Annotated in this window: 21 protein-coding genes; 13 read left to right on the top strand and 8 right to left on the bottom strand. The window is 69.2% G+C overall.

Annotated elements, in window-relative coordinates; translation table 11 throughout:
* The first annotated feature begins 64 nt into the window (after positions 1–64).
* Entirely contained in the window at positions 65–430 is a 366-nt protein-coding gene (locus tag ACIQ1T_RS12570) for a hypothetical protein (protein WP_395944893.1), read from the top strand.
* On the opposite strand, the gene rlmN is transcribed toward ACIQ1T_RS12570, so the two are convergent.
* Together rlmN and ACIQ1T_RS12560 are read right to left on the bottom strand one after the other, a co-directional pair.
* Positions 390–1559 carry a 23S rRNA (adenine(2503)-C(2))-methyltransferase RlmN gene (gene rlmN, locus ACIQ1T_RS12565; RefSeq protein WP_395944892.1) on the bottom strand — a complete coding sequence of 390 codons (1170 nt, stop codon included), beginning with the start codon at positions 1557–1559 and terminating at the stop codon, positions 390–392. The two genes, ACIQ1T_RS12570 and rlmN, sit on opposite strands and share 41 nt — an antisense overlap.
* Before the next feature lie 81 nt (positions 1560–1640).
* Entirely contained in the window at positions 1641–1940 is a 300-nt protein-coding gene (locus ACIQ1T_RS12560) for a DUF6356 family protein (RefSeq protein ID WP_395944891.1), read from the bottom strand.
* Positions 1941–2070: 130 nt separating this feature from the next.
* Between ACIQ1T_RS12560 and ACIQ1T_RS12555 the strand changes: the two genes are divergently transcribed.
* Together ACIQ1T_RS12555 and ACIQ1T_RS12550 are read left to right on the top strand one after the other, a co-directional pair.
* Entirely contained in the window at positions 2071–3414 is a 1344-nt protein-coding gene (locus ACIQ1T_RS12555) for a trypsin-like peptidase domain-containing protein (protein ID WP_395944890.1), read from the top strand.
* 336 nt (positions 3415–3750) lie between these two features.
* The gene (locus ACIQ1T_RS12550) at positions 3751–4086 is read left to right on the top strand and encodes a DUF2794 domain-containing protein (protein WP_395944889.1); all 336 of its coding nucleotides are present in this window, start codon (positions 3751–3753) and stop codon (positions 4084–4086) included.
* Here the strand turns inward: ACIQ1T_RS12550 and ACIQ1T_RS12545 are convergent.
* Both ACIQ1T_RS12545 and ACIQ1T_RS12540 read right to left on the bottom strand, forming a co-directional pair.
* Positions 4083–4715, bottom strand: coding sequence for a dienelactone hydrolase family protein (locus ACIQ1T_RS12545; protein WP_395944888.1), 633 nt, complete (start codon positions 4713–4715; stop codon positions 4083–4085). The two genes, ACIQ1T_RS12550 and ACIQ1T_RS12545, sit on opposite strands and share 4 nt — an antisense overlap.
* A 5-nt stretch (positions 4716–4720) precedes the next feature.
* Positions 4721–5281 (bottom strand): ester cyclase, encoded by a 561-nt coding sequence (locus tag ACIQ1T_RS12540; protein ID WP_395944887.1) that lies wholly within the window; start codon positions 5279–5281, stop codon positions 4721–4723.
* A gap of 113 nt (positions 5282–5394) precedes the next feature.
* Here ACIQ1T_RS12540 and ACIQ1T_RS12535 point away from each other — a divergent pair, with 113 nt between their 5' ends.
* Positions 5395–6285 carry a LysR family transcriptional regulator gene (locus ACIQ1T_RS12535; protein WP_395944886.1) on the top strand — a complete coding sequence of 297 codons (891 nt, stop codon included), beginning with the start codon at positions 5395–5397 and terminating at the stop codon, positions 6283–6285.
* A gap of 42 nt (positions 6286–6327) precedes the next feature.
* Here ACIQ1T_RS12535 and ACIQ1T_RS12530 read toward each other — a convergent pair whose 3' ends face one another.
* Together ACIQ1T_RS12530 and ACIQ1T_RS12525 are read right to left on the bottom strand one after the other, a co-directional pair.
* Positions 6328–7374, bottom strand: coding sequence for a class I SAM-dependent methyltransferase (locus ACIQ1T_RS12530; protein ID WP_395944885.1), 1047 nt, complete (start codon positions 7372–7374; stop codon positions 6328–6330).
* Between the two features lie 115 nt (positions 7375–7489).
* Positions 7490–8239 (bottom strand): Bax inhibitor-1/YccA family protein, encoded by a 750-nt coding sequence (locus tag ACIQ1T_RS12525; RefSeq protein ID WP_395944884.1) that lies wholly within the window; start codon positions 8237–8239, stop codon positions 7490–7492.
* Between the two features lie 130 nt (positions 8240–8369).
* Between ACIQ1T_RS12525 and thpR the strand changes: the two genes are divergently transcribed.
* The 4 genes from thpR (at position 8370) to mmcB (ending at position 10642) form a co-directional block, all read left to right on the top strand.
* Positions 8370–8909: an RNA 2',3'-cyclic phosphodiesterase gene (gene thpR, locus ACIQ1T_RS12520; RefSeq protein ID WP_395944940.1), complete on the top strand. Its 540-nt coding sequence runs from the start codon at positions 8370–8372 to the stop codon at positions 8907–8909.
* Complete coding sequence (locus ACIQ1T_RS12515; protein ID WP_395944883.1) at positions 8906–9454, top strand: GNAT family N-acetyltransferase; 549 nt, start codon at positions 8906–8908, stop codon at positions 9452–9454. Before thpR ends, ACIQ1T_RS12515 begins: the two co-directional genes overlap by 4 nt.
* 59 nt (positions 9455–9513) lie before the next feature.
* Positions 9514–10032, top strand: coding sequence for a lipocalin family protein (locus ACIQ1T_RS12510; RefSeq protein WP_395944882.1), 519 nt, complete (start codon positions 9514–9516; stop codon positions 10030–10032).
* Between the two features lie 163 nt (positions 10033–10195).
* Positions 10196–10642 carry a DNA repair putative endonuclease MmcB gene (gene mmcB / locus ACIQ1T_RS12505; protein WP_395944881.1) on the top strand — a complete coding sequence of 149 codons (447 nt, stop codon included), beginning with the start codon at positions 10196–10198 and terminating at the stop codon, positions 10640–10642.
* Here mmcB and ACIQ1T_RS12500 read toward each other — a convergent pair.
* Together ACIQ1T_RS12500 and ACIQ1T_RS12495 are read right to left on the bottom strand one after the other, a co-directional pair.
* Positions 10639–11427 (bottom strand): C40 family peptidase, encoded by a 789-nt coding sequence (locus tag ACIQ1T_RS12500; protein ID WP_395944880.1) that lies wholly within the window; start codon positions 11425–11427, stop codon positions 10639–10641. The genes mmcB and ACIQ1T_RS12500 overlap by 4 nt on opposite strands.
* Positions 11428–11510: 83 nt before the next feature.
* On the bottom strand, positions 11511–12893 hold the full coding sequence (locus ACIQ1T_RS12495; protein ID WP_395944879.1) for a leucyl aminopeptidase family protein: 1383 nt from the start codon (positions 12891–12893) through the stop codon (positions 11511–11513).
* A 75-nt stretch (positions 12894–12968) separates the two neighbouring features.
* Here ACIQ1T_RS12495 and ACIQ1T_RS12490 point away from each other — a divergent pair, with 75 nt between their 5' ends.
* The 5 genes from ACIQ1T_RS12490 to thrS all read left to right on the top strand — a co-directional run bounded on the left by ACIQ1T_RS12490 (position 12969) and on the right by thrS (position 17427).
* Positions 12969–13823 carry a tetratricopeptide repeat protein gene (locus ACIQ1T_RS12490; RefSeq protein ID WP_395944878.1) on the top strand — a complete coding sequence of 285 codons (855 nt, stop codon included), beginning with the start codon at positions 12969–12971 and terminating at the stop codon, positions 13821–13823.
* A gap of 39 nt (positions 13824–13862) precedes the next feature.
* Positions 13863–14516: an HAD-IA family hydrolase gene (locus ACIQ1T_RS12485; RefSeq protein WP_395944877.1), complete on the top strand. Its 654-nt coding sequence runs from the start codon at positions 13863–13865 to the stop codon at positions 14514–14516.
* Positions 14517–14726: 210 nt separating this feature from the next.
* A complete protein-coding gene (locus ACIQ1T_RS12480) occupies positions 14727–15182 on the top strand; it encodes an iron-sulfur cluster assembly scaffold protein (RefSeq protein ID WP_395944876.1) in 456 nt (151 codons plus the stop codon).
* A gap of 80 nt (positions 15183–15262) precedes the next feature.
* Positions 15263–15499 carry a membrane protein insertion efficiency factor YidD gene (gene yidD / locus ACIQ1T_RS12475; RefSeq protein ID WP_395944875.1) on the top strand — a complete coding sequence of 79 codons (237 nt, stop codon included), beginning with the start codon at positions 15263–15265 and terminating at the stop codon, positions 15497–15499.
* Complete coding sequence (gene thrS, locus ACIQ1T_RS12470) at positions 15496–17427, top strand: threonine--tRNA ligase (RefSeq protein WP_395944874.1); 1932 nt, start codon at positions 15496–15498, stop codon at positions 17425–17427. Before yidD ends, thrS begins: the two co-directional genes overlap by 4 nt.
* Positions 17428–17587: the final 160 nt, after the last annotated feature.

The following is a 17587-nucleotide window of genomic DNA, read 5'->3' as shown; positions in this document are numbered from 1 at the left end:
GCTCGGCCTGCTGCTTCCAGGCGGAATCTCAGGAGGACTCGTTCACTGTTTCCAGATTCCGATCGTGGTCCTGATACTGGCGGATCCCGGGCAAATCACCCCCGCGACCGCAGCCTTCGCCCTCACCTTTTTCCCGTTTGTCCTGGCCTTCTTCGTCCTGCCAGTCTTCCTGATCGGCATGGCCTTCGTGGCATGGCCGGCCTGGGCGTTGCTGAGCTACCTCGGCTGGCGGTCGCCATGGCTGGGAAGTCTCGCCGGCGGGGTGCTGGCCCCGCTCACGGGCCAGTACGTCTTCCATACGTTCGGCCTTCCCCTCGCGGACGGCGCCTGGCTTCTTCTTCCAGGCGTCGTCGCAGGCGGGGTCGGCTGGCTCCTGATCCGGACGATGTCTAAGCCGCTTCCGCCCCCGCCGCCTGCTCCGCCTTCCTGAGCGCGCTGGCGCGGATCTTCTCGCTCTCGGACTTCAGCTGGCCGCAGGCGGCCAGGATGTCGCGGCCGCGCGGGGTGCGGATCGGGCTGGCGTAGCCGGCCTTGTTCAGGATGGCGGCGAAACGCTCGATCGTCTTCCAGTCCGAGCACTCGTATTCGACGCCCGGCCAGGGATTGAACGGGATCAGATTGATCTTGGCCGGGATGCCCTCGATCAGCTTCAGCAGGGCCCGCGCCTCTTCCGGACTGTCGTTGACGCCCTTCAGCATGACGTATTCGAACGTCACCCGGCGCGCATTGGACAGGCCCGGATAGGCCCGGATGCCCGCCATCAGCTGGTCCAGCGGATATTTCTTGTTCAGCGGCACCAGGACGTCGCGCAGGGCGTCATTGGTGGCGTGCAGGCTGATGGCCAGCATGGCCGCCGTCCGGTCGCCCAGGGCCTGCAGCTGCGGCACCACGCCCGAGGTCGAGACCGTGATCCGGCGACGCGACAGGGCGATGCCCTCGTTGTCCGAGATGATGTCGATGGCGTCGGCGACGTGATCCAGATTGTAGAGCGGCTCGCCCATGCCCATGAAGACGATGTTGGACAGGCGGCGGTCTTCCTTCGGCGACGGCCATTCCTCCAGGTCGTCGCGGGCCACCTGGACCTGGGCCACGATCTCGGCCGTGGTCAGGTTGCGGACCAGCTTTTGCGTGCCGGTGTGGCAGAAGGTGCAGTTCAGGGTGCAGCCGACCTGGCTGGACACGCACAGGGCGCCGGCCCGGCCGACGTCAGGAATATAGACGGTCTCGATCTCGATGCCCGGCGCCGTGCGGATCAGCCATTTGCGCGTGCCGTCCTTGGACACCTGACGCTCGACGATCTCGGGGCGGGCCAGGGTGAAATGCTCGGCCAGTTTCGCCTGCATCTCCTTGGCCACATTGCTCATGGCCGCGAAGTCGGTGACGCCGTAGTGGTGAATCCAGCCCCACACCTGGCTGGCGCGCATCTTCGCCTTTTCGGGCGGGCAGACGCCCGCGTCGATCAGCGCCTGGCGCAGGCCTTCGCGCGTCAGACCTGACAGGTTGACGGGGGCCTTAAGGGGCGCGTTCGAGACACGGGAGAGGTCGAGCGTGATGCTCAAGGCGGCGATCCTGCATGAGATTGAGCCGGCCTATATAGCACGAACCCCGGCAATTGCATGACCGGGGCTTTGCGGATGGGGTTAGAGCCCCACGTCCCAGACCCCGGCGTCGCGCATCCGGGTCTGTTTCGCCTCCTCCGCACGGCCGCCCATTTCCTGGGCCATGCCGCGAATGGCGGTCGAGACCGTGGCCTTGTGCACCCCCGGAACCACCGCATGGGCGAAGGCCGCGCCGGCCAGACGCAACAGCCGGAACCCGAAGGCGGCCGAGGCGGCCATATGCTGGAAATAGGTCTCGCCCACCTCGCGCGGATGGTCGCGGAACAGCCGGTCGAACGGGGTCGCGCCCGCGCGGGTCCGGTCGATCGAGGTCTGGCTCATGCGGCGAACTCCGGTGGGCGAAGTCGCGATGGTCACGCGGGAACCGACTTCGCGCAAGCCCTGTTTCAACTCGCCATCGTCAGGCGCGAAATCTCGGGCTAGGGTCCGGGTTCGATCAAGGGAATGCTTCATGACGCTTCGCTCCAAGACCGTCTCTTCAATGGCTCTGGCCGTCGCCCTGCTGGCCTCGGCAAGCCCGGTCCTGGCGCAATCCGCCCCGACGTCCCTGCCCTATGACGCCCGGCGCGGCGTCTTCACCTTCGCCTCGGGGCTGGAAGGCTCCCTGCCCGCCGTGGTCCAGGTGACGACCCTGGGCCAGTCGCGCGGCCCCAGCTCGGACGCCGAGGATCCCAAACCCTACGCCTCCGGCTCGGGCGTCATCGTCGACGCCGCCCAGGGCATACTGATCACCAACAACCATGTGGTCGAGAACGGGCGCAAATTCACCGTCGACCTGACCGACGGCCGCCTGTTCGACGCCGTCCTGGTCGGGGCGGACAAGGCGACCGACATCGCCGTGCTGAAGATCGTGCCGGACGGCCGCCCGCTGAACCTGAAACAGGTCCAGACCGTCGATTCCGACACATTGCGCACCGGCGACCTGGCCTTCGCCGTCGGCTACCCCCTGGGCCTGGACCAGACCCTGACCATGGGGGTCATCTCGGGCCTGAACCGCTCGGGCCTGGGCGATGCGGTCGAGGACTATATCCAGACCGATGCGGCCGTGAACTCGGGCAATTCCGGCGGGCCTCTGCTGGACAGCCGGGGCCGGCTGATCGGCATCAACACCTCGATCCTGTCGGGCGGCATGGGCGGCGGCAACGACGGCATCGCCTTCGCCGTGCCGACCCGGATCATGCTGTATGTCGCCGACCAGCTGCGGACCCAGGGCGAGGTCAAGCGCGGCGAGACCGGCGCCATCTTCGCCAGTCTGAACGCCGAGAAGGCGCGCGGGATGCGGCTGGGTATCGTCCGCGGCGCCGTGGTCGCCGACGTGGCCCCCGGCTCTCCGGCCGAGCGGGCGGGCCTGCGCGACGACGACGTCATCACCCGCATCCAGGGCCGGCCGGTGGCCAACGCCGGATCGGTCAACGCCACGGTCGGCATCGCCGCGCCGGGCACGAACCTGAACGTGGTCTATCTGCGTGGCGGGCACGAGGCGACCACCACCCTGCCGGTCGAGACCCCGGTGAACAGCGCCGTCCACATCGGCGTCGACCGGGTCCTGGCCTATGGCGCGACCCTGCGCGACGTCGACGGCGCGGTCCAGGTGGCGGCGGTCGAGGGCGGCACGCCCGCGGCCCAGGGCGAACTGACGGCCGGCGACATCATCACCTCGGTCGGCGGTCAGGCCGTGTCCGACGCCCGCGCGGCCGCAGAGGCCCTGCGCGGTTCGGCCGGCGCGGTCGAGGTCGAGGTCACCCGCAACGGCGAGACGGCGTCGGTCAAACTGGATATTCCCCTGCCGGCCTGAAGGCCGGTGAGGCTTCGGGTCGGGCGCCGACCGTGGCGCATCCGACCCGAGCCTGGCTCCAGACAGCGAAACACCCGCCTTGCCTGGGAGGGGGAGGGGATCGGCAAGGCGGGCGCTCGCTTGGAGGAAGCATCGGCCGCCGGAGCCCTTGATGGAAACATCCAGGGGGCTGGGGGGGGCTGTTCAGGATCCGGACGCTTCCGAACTCCGACGAGCCGATGATCGATATTTCGCCGTCCAAACGGGCGGGCGAAGGACCGAAACAGGGCCATTTGGTGTCTGGCGCGATTTCTTCGCCCCTCTGGCTTTGACGACCGTCGCGCCTAAGTTCAGACCATGAGCATGAACCCGCACGAGCCGCCCTCCACGGCTGGACCGGTCTTCTTCGACCGGCGCGAACTGGACCCGATCCTGCGGGTCTACGGCCGGATGGTCGCCCAGGGCGAATGGCGCGACTACGCCATCGTCGGCCACAAGGATTTCGCCGAGTTCGCCGTCTTCCGCCGCTCGGGCGACGCCCCCCTCTACCGGATCGAGAAACGCCCCGCCCTGCAGTCGCGCCAGGGCCAGTGGGCCGTTATCGGCGAGGGCGGCCAGATCCTGCGCCGGGGCCGCGAACTGGCCCTGGTCCTGCGGGTGTTCGACGCCCGCCGGTTCCAGGTGATCGACTAGGTCGACAGGGTCGCGTCGAACCAGGCGGCGGCGTCGCGGATCTGGGTCGGACTGACGCCGTGTCCCAGGCCGGGCTCCGTGCGGATTTGGACCCCGTAGCCGGCCTCGGCCAGATGGCGCGCCGCATCTTCGCCCTCGGCCGCCGGAATTACGCCGTCGGCCTGGCCATGCAGCAGCAGCAGGCCGGGGCTGGCGGGGGTCGGCGGAACGACCGGGACCGCCAGCCGCCCGGCGGCGGCGACCACCGCCCCGGCCGCATAGCCCTGAGCGGCGGCGGCCAGCGACAGGATCGCCCCCTGGCTGAAGCCGAACAGACCGACCGCCTCGGGCGACAGACCGGCCTCGCCCCGACGCGCCTCGATCCAGTCGAGCAGACGGGGCAGGACCGAATCGATCCGGGCGGTCCGGTTCTGCGGCGTGACGCCCCGGACGCTGAACCACTGACGCCCTGCGCCGCCGCCGTCGAACGGATCGAAGCCGTCGGGAACCAGCACCCGCGCCCCGGGCACGGCCTGGGCCAGACCTTCGCCGATACCCGCCATGTCGCGCGCAGACGATCCGACCCCGTGCAGCAGGACGATCAGACGACGGGGCGGCGCGGCGTCCGCCTGGAACACGAGATCGGTCATGACGCCTACTGCCCCAGACCCAGCTGGGTCATGTAGGTCTGGTTGTCCCAGAACAGATATTCCTCGTCCATCACCCCATTGGTCCAGTGGCCGACCGTGGCCATGGGCAGGACGAAACTCTTGCCGGTCGGCGGGATCACCTGACCGTCCGGCGTGTGCATCGGCTGGGTGAAGGTCCCCTCCATCACCCCGGTCACGGCGGTCCATTCCCCCGTGCCGAGACGGACAGGATGCTGTTTGATCCGGGTGTCGGGGGCGTAGGTGAACATGGCCTTCAGATCGTCGATGTGACGCTGGATGCCGTGGGTGACGTGGCCGTCGGGCCAGTGGACGGCGATGTCGGCGGCGTGGCTTTCCGACAGCCGGTCCCATTTCTGGTTCGAGAAGACGTCGAAATCCAGCGTGTCGAACGTGGCCAGATGGGCGTCGGCGATAGCCTCGGCCTGGCGATAGCGGGCCAGGGCCTCGGCGTCGCTCTGACGAGCCAGGGCGGGCGAGGCGGCGGCCGTCAGGGCGACGGCGGCGGCGAGGACTTTTAGGGCGGGGGCTTTGAAGGCGGGGATCATGATCTGCTCCTGAACGCCGGATCGGCGTGACCCGCCAGATTTGCGCCCAGCCGCCCCTCAACGGTATTGGTCAATGACGCAGACCAAATCTGCAAAAACGCAGGGGCGCCGCGATGGACTGGGAAGACCTGAAGACTTTTCTGGCCGTGGCCCGCCACGGCAATCTGTCGGCCGGCGCGCGCAGCCTGGGGGTCAGCCAGACCACCATGGCCCGGCGGCTGGAGGGGCTGCACGCCCGGCTGGGGGTGCGGCTGCTCAGCCGGACCCCGACCGGCTTCGTCCTGACGGCGGCGGGCGAGCGGATCCTGCCGCGCGTCGAACGGATGGAGGGCGAGGCCCTGTCGGCCGAACGCGCCATCAGCGGCGAGGACGACCGGCTGGAGGGTCTGGTGCGGATCACCAGCGTCGACACCTTCGCCGCCCGCATCCTGACGCCCGCCCTGGCGCGTCTGGCGCAGCTCCACCCCGGCATCGCCGTGGAGCTGATCACCGACGTCCGCTCCCTCAGCCTGGCGCGGCGCGAGGCCGACATCGCCGTGCGCCTGGCCCCCTTCGAACAGCACGAGGCGGTGGTGCGCCGCATCGCCGACATGGCCTTCGGCCTCTACGCCGCCCCCGCCTATCTGACCGAGCGGGGCGCGCCCGACTGGACGGACCAGGGCGCGGCCCACCGGATCGTCACCGTCCAGGACGCCCTGGCCGGCCTGCCCGAGGCCCAGTGGCTGACGGGCCTGGCGCCGGCCGCCGCGACCGTCCTGGCCGCCAACAGCCGGCAGGTGCAGCTGGAGGCCTGCCGCCTCGGCCTGGGCCTGACCTGTCTGCCCCGCTATCTCGGCGACGCCGAGACCGGACTGACGCGGATCGAGACCCCGACCGTCGCCCCGCGCCGGGGCGTCTGGATCGGCGTCCACCGCGACCTGCGCGACACCCCGCGCATCCGCGCCGTTCTGGACCTGGCCAGCGAGCAGGTGCGCGCCTCGGCGGCGATCCTCGACCCGGGCTGAGCGGACCAGGGGGGGGGCTGCCGGCGGCCAGGACGCTTCAGACTAGGCGAAGGCGGCCCGCTTCTTTCGAATGATCAGGCCGATCGACGTGGTCTCGAAACCGCCGAGCGCCATCTTCAGATGCGGCTCCTCGCGAAACGGCGGCAGGTCGAGATACTGTTCAACGGGACCATCCCCCCAGGACCAGTCGACTTCGGCCACTTCGTGGCCCTGATCCGAGAGGCTTTGCATCAACGCCTCGATGTCGCGCTTTCGGAACAGAACCGTCCCTTCATTGTCGACCGTCTTGTCGTTCGACGCGATGTTGAACTCGGTCGTATGAACGGCCCACCCGCCGGGGACGAGGCACTCGACCGACCGTTCTATGAAAGCCAGCCCATGCGTGATGGAGCCCAGGTGTTCCAGGGCGCAGGCGGACCAGCAGAAGTCGTAGCCGGTCAGATCCTCGGGCACGGCGTTCATGTCGCACGGCGTGAACTCGACATTCCGGTCGAAAAGCGCGTCCGGGCATATAGCCGCGTTACGCAAGGCCTCCTTTCCGGCCGCGTGCTGGTTTGTCGCCTCCCAACCCGATTTGACGCGCCCGTCGGCCGCCAGGTCCGTGGCGGTCACGGCGACTCCCTCGGACGCGAACAGGGCGGTCAGGGGTTCGCGCCCGACACCGAAGCCGAGCCCGCGTCGGCCGGGCCTGCACACGCCCCTCTCCCACAGCGCCTGGGCGATGAAGACGAACTCCCAGAGCTTCCGATGATAGCGGAGCCTGTCGTTCAGCCGCGCGGACCAGAAGGAAAAATAGGGTTGCTCGAAGCTGTCCTGACGACACAGGCCGCCTCGATCAAAGACATTCACGCCCGGCTCCCTGCTGGCGAGAAGCGGCGGTCGCCCCTCCCAGAGCAAGGGGTCTGGCAAGGTCGTCTGATCGATCACCAGCCTGTGCCCGCGCTGAACCTCCGTCAGGTCGCGCAAGGATCGCTCCAGGGCGGCGACCCTGCCGGGCAACCGGCGCAGTTGGGCGGCGAGCCTGACCGTCTTGCGAATTGCGTTTGCAGACTGCGTCAGCACTCCATCCCCCGGCATGGCCGGTGGCATTCTTAGCAATCAGGGCGAGCGTGGAGGGCGCGTCAGAATGTCGCGCCTTTCGAGGTCGAGCACAAAAAAAGGGCCCCGTGAGGGGCCCTTTCCCGATCCGTCTTTCGACCGACCCTTAGTTCCGGTTGCCGCCCATGAAGGCCAGCAGGAATTGGAACAGGTTCACGAAGTTGATGAACAGGCTCAGGGCGCCGAAGCCCGTGGCCACGCCCATCGCGTTCTGGTCGCCGCCCAGTTGGTAATAGGTCATCTTCAGACGCTGGGTGTCGTAGGCGATCAGGCCCGCGAAGATCAGCACGCCCACGCCGCTGATGATGTAGTACATCAGCTCCGACTGCAGGAACATGTTCACGATCGAGGCGATGATCAGACCGATCACGCCGAAGATCAGGAAGGTGCCCATGCCGGTCAGGTCCTTCTTGGTGGTGTAACCCACCAGGCTCAGACCGCCGAAGGCCGCCGCCGTGACCAGGAAGGTCGAGGCCAGCGAACCGCCGGTGTAACGCAGGAACAGCACGCCCAGACCGGCGCCGATGGTGGCGACCACGGCCCAGTAGAGGATGTTCACGCCGCGCGCCGACGGGTTCTTCATGAAGAACATCGAGCCGAACAGCATCACCAGGGGCGAGAACTGGACGATCATGCCCAGCATGGTCAGGCCGACGCGACCGTCCGGCGTCACCCCGAACAGCAGTTGCTGCACGGCCGGGACATTGCCGGTGGTGTAGGCCAGGGCGGCCGCGACCACGAGGCCGAGGGCCAGCTTGTTGTAGACGCCCAGCATGAAGCTGCGCAGGCCGGCGTCGACCGACATGTCGGCGGTCTGCGGCAGCGGGCGGGCGTAGCCGTTGTTGAAATCGCTCATGGCGACGAACTTTCTCCGATTGGCCGGAGAGGTGTCTCCGGTCACAGGCTTCGAATATCGGGAGCCTTTGCCCCCGCTGCAAGGAAAACCGGACTTGGAGGGGCTGGTTCCGGCCGCTACTTTCGGTCGCATGGTCCGCCTGTTCACCGCCCTGACCCTGCCGCCGGACGTCGGCGAGACGCTGAAACGCCGCCAGTCGGGCCTGCCCGGCGCGCGCTGGCGGCCGCTGGACGCGCTTCACGTCACCCTGGCCTTCTATGGCGAGACGGACGAACGCCACGCCGACGACCTGGCCAGCGAATTGGCCCGCGTCGCCGGCGGCCCGTTCGAGATCGGCCTCAAGGGCGTCGGCGCCTTCGGCGACAACCACCGCAGCCATACGATATGGGCCGGCGTCGAGACGCCGAACGAACGACTGTCGGTCCTGGCCGGCCGCTGCAGAAAGGCCGGCGAACGGGCGAACATCCCGATGGAGGCCCGCGACTACCGCCCTCACGTCACCCTGGCCTATCTGAAGACCCAGACGAACCCGGACCGGATCGGCGCCTGGCTGGCCGGGCACAATCTGCTGCACTCCCCCCCCATCCGCATCGACCGGTTCGGCCTCTATTCCAGCGTCCTGACCGACGGCGGCAGTCATTACGAACTGGAACGGGAGTATCTGCTGTGATTGCGGCCCGCCTCGACACCGACCGTCTGATCCTGCGCCCTCCGACCCTCGAAGACTTCCCACGCTGGGCCGAGTTCCAGGCCGACCCCGAGACCACCCGCTTCATCGGCGGCCCCAAGACGCCGGCCGAGACCTGGCGCATCATGGCCACGGTCGCCGGGGCCTGGAGCCTGACCGGCGAGAGCTTCTTCTCGGTGATCGAGAAATCCAGCGGCCGGTGGATCGGCCGCATCGGCCCCTGGCGCCCGCACGGCTGGCCGGGGCCGGAGGTCGGCTGGTCCCTGCATCCCGACGCCACAGGCCGGGGCTATGCCCTGGAGGCCGCCGTGGCGAGCATCGACTACGCCTTCGACGTCCTGGGCTGGGACGAGGTGGTCCACACCATCGATCTGGAGAACACGGCCTCGATCCGTCTGGCCGAACGGCTGGGCTCGCGCCATCGCGGCCCGACCCGCCTGCCCGCGCCCTTCGCCGACCTGCCCGTCCATCTGTGGGGCCAGAGTCGCGCCGAATGGGCGGCCCATCGCGCAGGCCAGGCCGGTTAGAAGCAACCGAAGCCTCATCCGCGTCGTATCCTCTCGAAACCGAACGAGGATACGCCCCAATGCTCCGGTCCTACCTGATCGCCGCCGCCCTTGCCCTCCTGCCCGCCACAGCCTTCGCCCAGTCGACGGACGTGAACCTGGACCAGTTCGACGGCCGCTGGTTCGAGATCGAGCGCAGCCATAACGACGTGCAGAAGGACTGCAGCCGGGCGCAGATCGACTTCACGCCCCAGGACCGGGCGGACCGCTATCGGTTGACCGTCACCTGCACCCGCCGTTCGGACGGACAGAACGAGGTGCTGCGCGCCAACGCCCGCATCGCCGACACCACGACCAACGCCAAGTTCCGCTTCACCCTGCCGGGCCTGCTCAGCTTCGGCGGTCTGGCAGGCCAGAACTACTGGGTCTGGGACCATGACCCGAACTACAACTGGGCGATCCTGGCCCTGCCGAACAAGTCCGACTGGTGGGTCTGGCATCGCAACCAGAACGCCACGGCGGCCGAACGCACCCGCCTGCTGGCCCGCGCCCGCGCCCTGGGCATGGACATGAGCCGGGTGGTCTCGACCGGACGGTGAATCGTCGGGGCGATGGAACCGTCCCGCTTTCCGCGCATTTCCATCCTGACGGTCTAGCGAGCGTCGCCAAGGCCCGGCTGAGTCCCAATGTGGCAGCCGGGCCTTTTCGCGTCCGCATCCGGCCCCGCTTGCAGCGGGAACGGATGCGGAACATAAAGATGGAATGCCCGCCGCCGCCGTTCACCTGGAACTCGTCTTCACCCGCCCCGAGACCACCGCTTCGGTCACGCGCGGGGCCGCACGCCTGATGCTGGACATGGGCTACGCCCCGCTGCTGGAGGTCTGCCTGCCCAATGGGCGGCGCGCCGACGTCATGGCCCTGGGCCCCAAGGGCGACATCATGATTTGCGAGGTGAAGTCGGGGGTCGACGACTATCGGGTCGACCGAAAATGGCACGAGTACGGGCCGTTCTGCGACGCCTTCTATTTCGCAGTCGCCCCGGAATTTCCGCAGGAGATCCTGCCGGAGGAGCCGGGCCTGATCGTCGCCGACGGTTTCGGCGGGGCGGTGGTGCGGGACGCGCCGGTCACGCCCCTGGTCGCGGCGCGGCGAAAGGCCCTGACCCTGGCCTTCGCCCGGCTGGGCGCGATGCGGACGATGCGCGACTAGAGGCGGCGGAAGACGGCGGAAGCAAAGCCTTCGGCGACACAGCGGGCGTCGACCTCGGCCAGGGTCTCGATCACGACGCCGCCTTTTGATCCGGTGGAATGAATGACCCGCTCGCCGTCGATCATCAGGCCCGAATGGCCGGTCCAGTCGTGATCGCCCATCGGCGCCGGCCAGACGACGATATCGCCGCGCTGAAGTCCGTCCGCCTGTACGGCCCGCCCCAGTTCGGCCTGAGCGTCGGCGCGGCGCGGCCCCGGCAGGCCGCAGGCCAGCAAGGCCTGCTGCACCAGGCCGGAACAGTCGGTGGAGATGGAGGAGCGGGCGCCCAGCTCGTGCGGACGGCCCAGCAGGCGTTCGGCCACGGCGACCAGGTCGCGTTCGAAATCGCCGACCGGCTGCAGATCGGCCTCGGCCAGACCCTCGGCCGTCTCGACCACCAGGGCGTTCAGCGGCAGGGCGGCGTCGACGGCGGCGACCCGGCGGGTGGCCAGGGGCGCGCCCGACGACAGGCTGTCCAGCACGACCCAGCCGACCACGCCGTCGCGACGGGCCCGGCCCCAGGCGCGGCCGTTGGCGCGGTCCAGGACGTCGAAGATTTCGCCGTGCAGAAGCTGGTCGATGCGGTCGTCACGTTCGGAGACGATGTCGGCGACGGGCGCGCGACAATGCATGGGCTCGGTCTTGCGGTAGGCCGAGGCGAACACCAGCCCTTCCAGCGCCTGTTCGGCGAGGTCGGGGCGAGCGAGGCGGTCGCCGGGCGGAAGAAGATCGAGGACGTCGGACAAACGTGGTCTCGCGTGATTGAGCCCACAGTCTTATCCCCCGATGGCTTAGGGGCCGTTAATGCCCGTCGCTTTTCTGAAAGAAATCAACAGAACCGTGTTTTCAGATACTGGAAACAAGCCCTTAGGGCCTGGGCCTCGCCGCCCTCGGGGAAGCCGGGCCGGGCGCGGGGGTTCCAGGCGAAGATGTCCATGTGCGCCCAGGCGCCGGTGGTCGGGGCGAACTTCTGCAGGAACAGGGCCGCCGTCACCGAGCCGGCCTGGGCCCAGGCCGAGGAATCGTTCTTCACATCGGCGATCTCTGTGTCCAGGGCCGCGCGGTACCCGGCCCACAGCGGCATCCGCCACAGCGGATCGCGCACCTCGCCCGCCGCCGCCAGCAGGCCGGCCGCCAGCGCCTCGTCGTCGGTGTAGAGGGGCGGCAGCTCCGGCCCCAGGGCGACCCGCGCCGCCCCGGTCAGGGTGGCGAAGTCCAGCGTCAGGTCGGGCTGATGCTCGCCCGCCCGCGTCAGGGCGTCGGCCAGGATCAGCCTTCCTTCCGCGTCGGTGTTGCCGATCTCGATGGTCAGGCCCTTGCGGCTGTTCAGGATGTCGCCGGGCCTGAAGGCGTCGGCCGAGACCGCATTCTCCACCGCCGCCACGATGACCACCAGGCGCACGGGCAGATCGGCCTGCATCACCAGCCGCCCCAGGGCCAGGGCGTGGGCCGAGCCGCCCATGTCCTTCTTCATGTTGCGCATCCCGGCGGCGGGCTTCAGGTCCAGCCCCCCGGTGTCGAACACCACCCCCTTGCCGACCAGGGCCACCAGCGGCAGGTCGGTCCGGTCCAGCTTCCAGCCGATCTCGATCAGCCGCGGCGCCCGGTGCGGCGCGGCGGCCCGGCCCACGGCGTGGACGGCGGGATAATTCTCTTCCAACAGGGCGTCGCCGGTGGTGACCGTGATCGCCGCCCCTGCGCTCTCGGCGATCTCGCGGGCGATGGTCTCGATCTGCAGCGGCCCCATGTCGGCGGCGGGGGTGTCGACCATCTCTCGCGCCAGGGCGCAGGCGGCGACGATCTGCGCGGTCTCGACCGCGTCCAATCCTTCGGGCGCGACCAGTCGCACAGCCGGCTTGTCCGGACGCGGCTTGTAACGGTCGAACAGATAGGTCCCGAGCAGGAAGGCCAGAGCGGCCTGGCCGGCGTCGTCGGCGTCGACCTCCAGCCGGTAGAGGCCGCCAGGCAGGCGCGCCGAAAGACTGCGCGCCGACATCGGGTCGAACCTCTTGCCGGCGCCGACGATCACCTGGCCCACGCCGCCGTCCGCGTCGGGGACCGCCAGCAGCTGTCCGGGCTTGCCGTCGAAGCCGTGGATATCGGCCCAGCGCCGCGCGGCCCCGTCCAGAGCGCCGTCCGGACCGACGAAGCGGACCGGAATGGCGTCCACGCCGTCCTGAGCGGCGACCAGCAGGGGGTGAAGTGCGGACATGACGGGCCTTCTTAACCAACAGTTGACGTGAACCGGCGATTCTTGATGCGACCGAGGACCGTCTGGACCCACCCCATGTCGCCCATGCCCGCCCTTCTCGCAACCGCCGCCCTGCTGAGCCTCTCGGCCGGACAGGCGTTCGCGGCCGATCCGACACCGGCCCAAGGACAGGCCCAGGGACAGGCCCAGGGACAGGCCCAGGCGCCGCGCCAGCGCGCCCCCGCCCCGGCGGAGACGCGCGCCGCCTACGACCGGACCGACGCCCTGTCGCGCTCGGTCTTCTGGGCCGGCGAACAGGAGATCAATCCCGCCGACCCGGTCGCCGGGGTCAAGCTGTCCCAGGCCCTGCGCGAACTGGGTCGCTATGACCAGGCGGCCGAGACGGCCCAGGGCATGCTGACCGTCCAGCCCGACAATATCGACGCCATGCTGGAGCTGGGCCGCGCCCATATCGCCCGGGGCCAGGCCTTCTACGGCGTCGCCCCGCTGGAAAAGGCCCGCGATCAGGCGCCCCGCGACTGGCGCGCCTGGTCTCTTCTGGGCGTGGCCTATGAGCAGGTGCGCCGCTTCGACGACGCCCACGCCGCCTGGAATCAGGCCCTGGTCCTGTCGCCCGACAATCCCGACGTCCTGACCAACGCCGCCATGGCCGCCATGACCCACGGCGACGCGCCCGGCGCCGAGACCCTGTTGCGCCGCGCCGCCGCCCAGCCGACCGCCTCGGCCAAGGTGCGCCAGAACCTGGCCATGGTCCTGGGTCTTCAGGGCAAGATGGGCGAGGCTGAACAGATCCTGCGCCGCGAGCTGCCGCCGGAACTGGCCGAACAGAATCTGCAGTGGCTTCAGGCCCGCAACACCCTGGGCGGTCCGACCGCTTCCACGGGCGCCGAGGGAGTGGCCCGCAGCTGGAGCTCGCTGCAGGGCGGCTGATCCGGTTGCCCCCTGCCCGGCCGCGTGCTGGATAGGGGCATGGCTTCCTCCCCCTCCCGCGCCTACCAGGCCTTCCTGTTCGACATGGACGGGACCCTGATCACCTCGACCGCCGCCGCCGAACGCGTCTGGACCCGCTGGGCCGAGCGTCACGGCCTGGACGTCGCCGCCTTCATCCCGACCATCCACGGCGTCCGCGCCGCCGACACCATCCGTCGCCAGAACCTGCCCGATATCGACCTCGACGCCGAGGTCGCCTGGGTCGAGCGCGGCGAGATCGAGGACGTGGACGGGGTCGTCCCCATCCCCGGCGCGATCGACTTCGTCAAACGCCTGCCGCCCGACCGCTGGGCCGTGGTCACCTCGGCCTCGGTTCCGCTGGCGCAGGCCCGGCTCAGGGCCGCCGGCGTCGAACCGCCCGCCGTCATGATCACCGCCGAGGACGTTGACCGCGGCAAGCCCGACCCCGCCGGCTATCTGAAGGGCGCCGCCGCCCTGGGCGTCCCCATCGCCGACTGCCTGGTGTTCGAGGACGCCCCCGCCGGCATCGCCGCCGGCGAGGCCGCCGGGGCGGACGTGATTGTGGTGACGGCCGCCTGGACCCACCCGCTGGAGACGCAGCATCCGACCCTGGCGGACTATGGCGACGTGCGGCTGGACGTGGCGGCGGACGGAACGCTGAGGCTCGACTGACAAGACCCTCTCCCGCTTGCGGGGGAGGTGGCCCGGCGTTCGCGCAGCGAACCAGGGTCGGAGGGGGAAGTCTTCTTTGACTGAAGGAAAATAAACTCCCCCCATCGTCAGGCGTGTCGCTGCGCGCCACGGCCTGACACTTCCCCCGCAAGCGGGGGAAGGTCTCGTCACACCTTCCCCCCTGCCCTCACGCCCCCTATCTTCACCGCCATGATCGACGACCTCTACAGCGCGCGCATCCTGACGCTGGCGGCCAACCTGCCGCACGCGGGCCGCCTGCCCGCGCCGGAGGGGACCGGCGAGCGGGTCGCCAAACTGTGCGGCTCGCGCGCGACCGTCGACGTGACCCTGGACAATGAAGGCCGCATCGCCGCCTTCGCCCAGGACGTGAAGGCCTGCGCCCTGGGCCAGGCCGCCGCCGGGGTGCTGGGCCAGCATGTCCTCGGCGCCTCCGCCGCCGAGATCGCCGAGGCCCGCGACGCCATGACCGCCATGCTGAAATCCGGCGGCGACGGCCCGACCGGCCGGTTCGAGGATCTGCGCCTGCTGAAACAGGTCGCCGACTACCCCGCCCGTCACGCCTCGACGCTCGTTTCCATCGAGGCGACGCTGGAGGCGGTGAACGCGGCCCTGACGGCCCGAACTCGTCTCGCCGGCGCGGCCTGAAGCCCTTGCCCGGTTGATCCCCCTGCACCGACAGGGGATAAGCGCGGCGAACCTCTTCAAGCCCCCGGCGAAGGGACGAGATGTCTCTCTATGAACGCGGCGTGCGCGCGGCCCATCGGGGCTACAAGCTGACGCTGTCCCCCCTGATCGGCCAACAATGCCGATTCCTGCCGACCTGTTCGGATTACGGGCGCGACGCCCTGATCCAGCACGGACCGGTGCGGGGGGGATGGCTCACCGTGCGCAGGCTCTGTAAATGCCATCCCTTCGGCGGGTCGGGCTACGACCCGGTGCCGCCCCAGAAGACGAAATCATGATCGACCTGAAATTCCCCGACGGCGCGGTGCGCCAATATCCCGAAGGCTCCACGGCGCGCGACGTCGCGACCTCGATCTCGCCGTCCCTGGCGAAGAAGGCCGTGCTGGCCGAGCTGAACGGCGAGCAGCGCGACATGGGCCGGGTGCTGGAGACGGGCGGCGACTTCCGCCTGATCATGCGCGACGATCCCGCCGCCCTCTATACGATCCGCCACGACACGGCCCACGTCCTGGCCGAGGCGGTCCAGACCCTGTTTCCCGGCACCCAGGTCACCATCGGCCCGGCCATCGAGGACGGCTTCTATTATGACTTCTACCGGGAAGAGCCCTTCTCGACCGACGACTTCGCCGCCATCGAGAAGCAAATGGCGAAGATTGTCGATCGCGACGCCCAGTTCGAACGCGAGGTCTGGGAACGCGACGAGGCCATCAAATTCTTCGAGGCGCGCGGCGAGAAGTTCAAGGCCGAGCTGATCCGCGACCTGCCGGGCACCGAGACCATCACCCTGTACAAGCAGGGCGACTGGATCGACCTGTGCCGGGGCCCGCACTTCCCCTCGACGCGCCACGTCGGCAAGGCCTTCAAACTGACCAAGCTGGCCGGCGCCTACTGGCGCGGCGATTCCAAGCGCGAGCAGCTGCAGCGCATCTACGGCACCGCCTGGGCGACCAAGGAGGATCTGGACGCCCATCTGCTGCGTCTGGAAGAGGCCGAGAAGCGCGACCACCGCAAGGTCGGCAAGGCCATGGAGCTCTTCCACATGCAGGAAGAGGGCCGGGGCATGGTCTTCTGGCACCCCAAGGGCTGGGTCCTGTGGCGCGTGCTGGAGGCCTATATGCGCCGCCGCCTGGACGCCGCCGGCTATGTCGAGGTCAAGACGCCCCAGGTGCTGGACCGGAAGTTCTGGGAACAGAGCGGCCACTGGGACAAGTACCGCCCCAATATGTTCGTCTGCGAGACGGTCGAGGGCGAGGAACTCAGCCTCAAGCCGATGAACTGCCCCGGCCACGTCCAGATCTTCGACCAGGGCCAGCGCTCGTACCGTGAACTGCCGCTGCGCATGGCCGAGTTCGGCGCCTGCCACCGCTATGAGCCTTCGGGTTCGCTGCACGGCCTGATGCGGGTGCGCGGCTTCACCCAGGACGACGCCCACATCTTCTGCCGCGAGGACCAGATCGTCGAGGAGACGGCCGAGTTCATCAAACTGGCCCGCAGCGTCCACGCCGACCTCGGCATGGAGACCGCCTATATCAGCCTGGGCACCCGCCCCGAGAACCGCGCCGGCACGGACGAGTTCTGGGACAAGGCCGAGACCCTGATGGCCGAGGCCGCCCGCGCCGCCGGAACCGAGCCGGTCGTCACCGCGGGCGACGGCGCCTTCTACGCGCCCAAGCTCGACTTCATCGTCAAGGACGCCATCGGCCGCGAATGGACCTGCGGCACGATCCAGCTGGACTATGTCCTGCCGGAACGCCTGGATGCGAACTACATCGCCGAGGACGGCCAGAAACACCGCCCGGTCATGCTGCACCGCGCGATCCTGGGCAGTTTCGAGCGGTTCATCGGCATCATGATCGAGAACTACGCCGGCGCCTTCCCCCTGTGGCTGGCCCCGACCCAGGCCGTGGTGGCCACCATCACCTCGGACGCCGACGACTACGCCCGCGACGTGATGGCCAAGTTCAAGGCCGCCGGCCTGCGCACCGAGATCGACCTGCGCAACGAGAAGGTCGGCTACAAGGTCCGCGAACACTCGGTCGGCAAGGTGCCGGTCATCGCCGTCGTCGGCCGCAAGGAGGCCGAGGAGGGCATGGTCGCCATCCGCCGCCTGGGCAGCCAGGCCCAAACCCTGGTCACGGTCGAGGAAGCCATTCGCCTCCTGGTCGATGAAGCGACCCCGCCGGATCTGAAGCGGCTCAAGGCGTAAGCATACACGAGCAATTCTCCCTCCCCCTGCGGGGGAGGGTCGTCGCGCAGCGACGGGGTGGGGGCGGCCCGGCTGGGCCGCACTTGCCTGCCTAAAGACAGAGGGTGGAGGCTTGCCTCGCCGCCCCCACCCGACCTCGCTTCGCTCGGCCACCCTCCCC

Origin of the sequence: Brevundimonas sp., from assembly GCF_044336875.1 — a bacterium.
GTDB lineage: Bacteria > Pseudomonadota > Alphaproteobacteria > Caulobacterales > Caulobacteraceae > Brevundimonas.
This window is presented reverse-complemented; position numbering and strand designations above follow the sequence as displayed.

Bases quoted from the DNA above. Each gene is read 5' to 3' on its own strand.
- ACIQ1T_RS12560 (WP_395944891.1), bottom strand. From the start codon at position 1,940: ATGAGCCAGACCTCGATCGACCGGACCCGCGCGGGCGCGACCCCGTTC.
- ACIQ1T_RS12555 (WP_395944890.1), top strand. From the start codon at position 2,071: ATGACGCTTCGCTCCAAGACCGTCTCTTCAATGGCTCTGGCCGTCGCC.
- ACIQ1T_RS12550 (WP_395944889.1), top strand. From the start codon at position 3,751: ATGAGCATGAACCCGCACGAGCCGCCCTCCACGGCTGGACCGGTCTTC.
- ACIQ1T_RS12545 (WP_395944888.1), bottom strand. From the start codon at position 4,715: ATGACCGATCTCGTGTTCCAGGCGGACGCCGCGCCGCCCCGTCGTCTG.
- ACIQ1T_RS12540 (WP_395944887.1), bottom strand. From the start codon at position 5,281: ATGATCCCCGCCTTCAAAGCCCCCGCCCTAAAAGTCCTCGCCGCCGCC.
- ACIQ1T_RS12535 (WP_395944886.1), top strand. From the start codon at position 5,395: ATGGACTGGGAAGACCTGAAGACTTTTCTGGCCGTGGCCCGCCACGGC.
- ACIQ1T_RS12530 (WP_395944885.1), bottom strand. From the start codon at position 7,374: ATGCCACCGGCCATGCCGGGGGATGGAGTGCTGACGCAGTCTGCAAAC.
- ACIQ1T_RS12525 (WP_395944884.1), bottom strand. From the start codon at position 8,239: ATGAGCGATTTCAACAACGGCTACGCCCGCCCGCTGCCGCAGACCGCC.
- thpR (WP_395944940.1), top strand. From the start codon at position 8,370: ATGGTCCGCCTGTTCACCGCCCTGACCCTGCCGCCGGACGTCGGCGAG.
- ACIQ1T_RS12510 (WP_395944882.1), top strand. From the start codon at position 9,514: ATGCTCCGGTCCTACCTGATCGCCGCCGCCCTTGCCCTCCTGCCCGCC.
- mmcB (WP_395944881.1), top strand. From the start codon at position 10,196: ATGCCCGCCGCCGCCGTTCACCTGGAACTCGTCTTCACCCGCCCCGAG.
- ACIQ1T_RS12495 (WP_395944879.1), bottom strand. From the start codon at position 12,893: ATGTCCGCACTTCACCCCCTGCTGGTCGCCGCTCAGGACGGCGTGGAC.
- ACIQ1T_RS12490 (WP_395944878.1), top strand. From the start codon at position 12,969: ATGTCGCCCATGCCCGCCCTTCTCGCAACCGCCGCCCTGCTGAGCCTC.
- ACIQ1T_RS12485 (WP_395944877.1), top strand. From the start codon at position 13,863: ATGGCTTCCTCCCCCTCCCGCGCCTACCAGGCCTTCCTGTTCGACATG.
- ACIQ1T_RS12480 (WP_395944876.1), top strand. From the start codon at position 14,727: ATGATCGACGACCTCTACAGCGCGCGCATCCTGACGCTGGCGGCCAAC.
- yidD (WP_395944875.1), top strand. From the start codon at position 15,263: ATGTCTCTCTATGAACGCGGCGTGCGCGCGGCCCATCGGGGCTACAAG.
- thrS (WP_395944874.1), top strand. From the start codon at position 15,496: ATGATCGACCTGAAATTCCCCGACGGCGCGGTGCGCCAATATCCCGAA.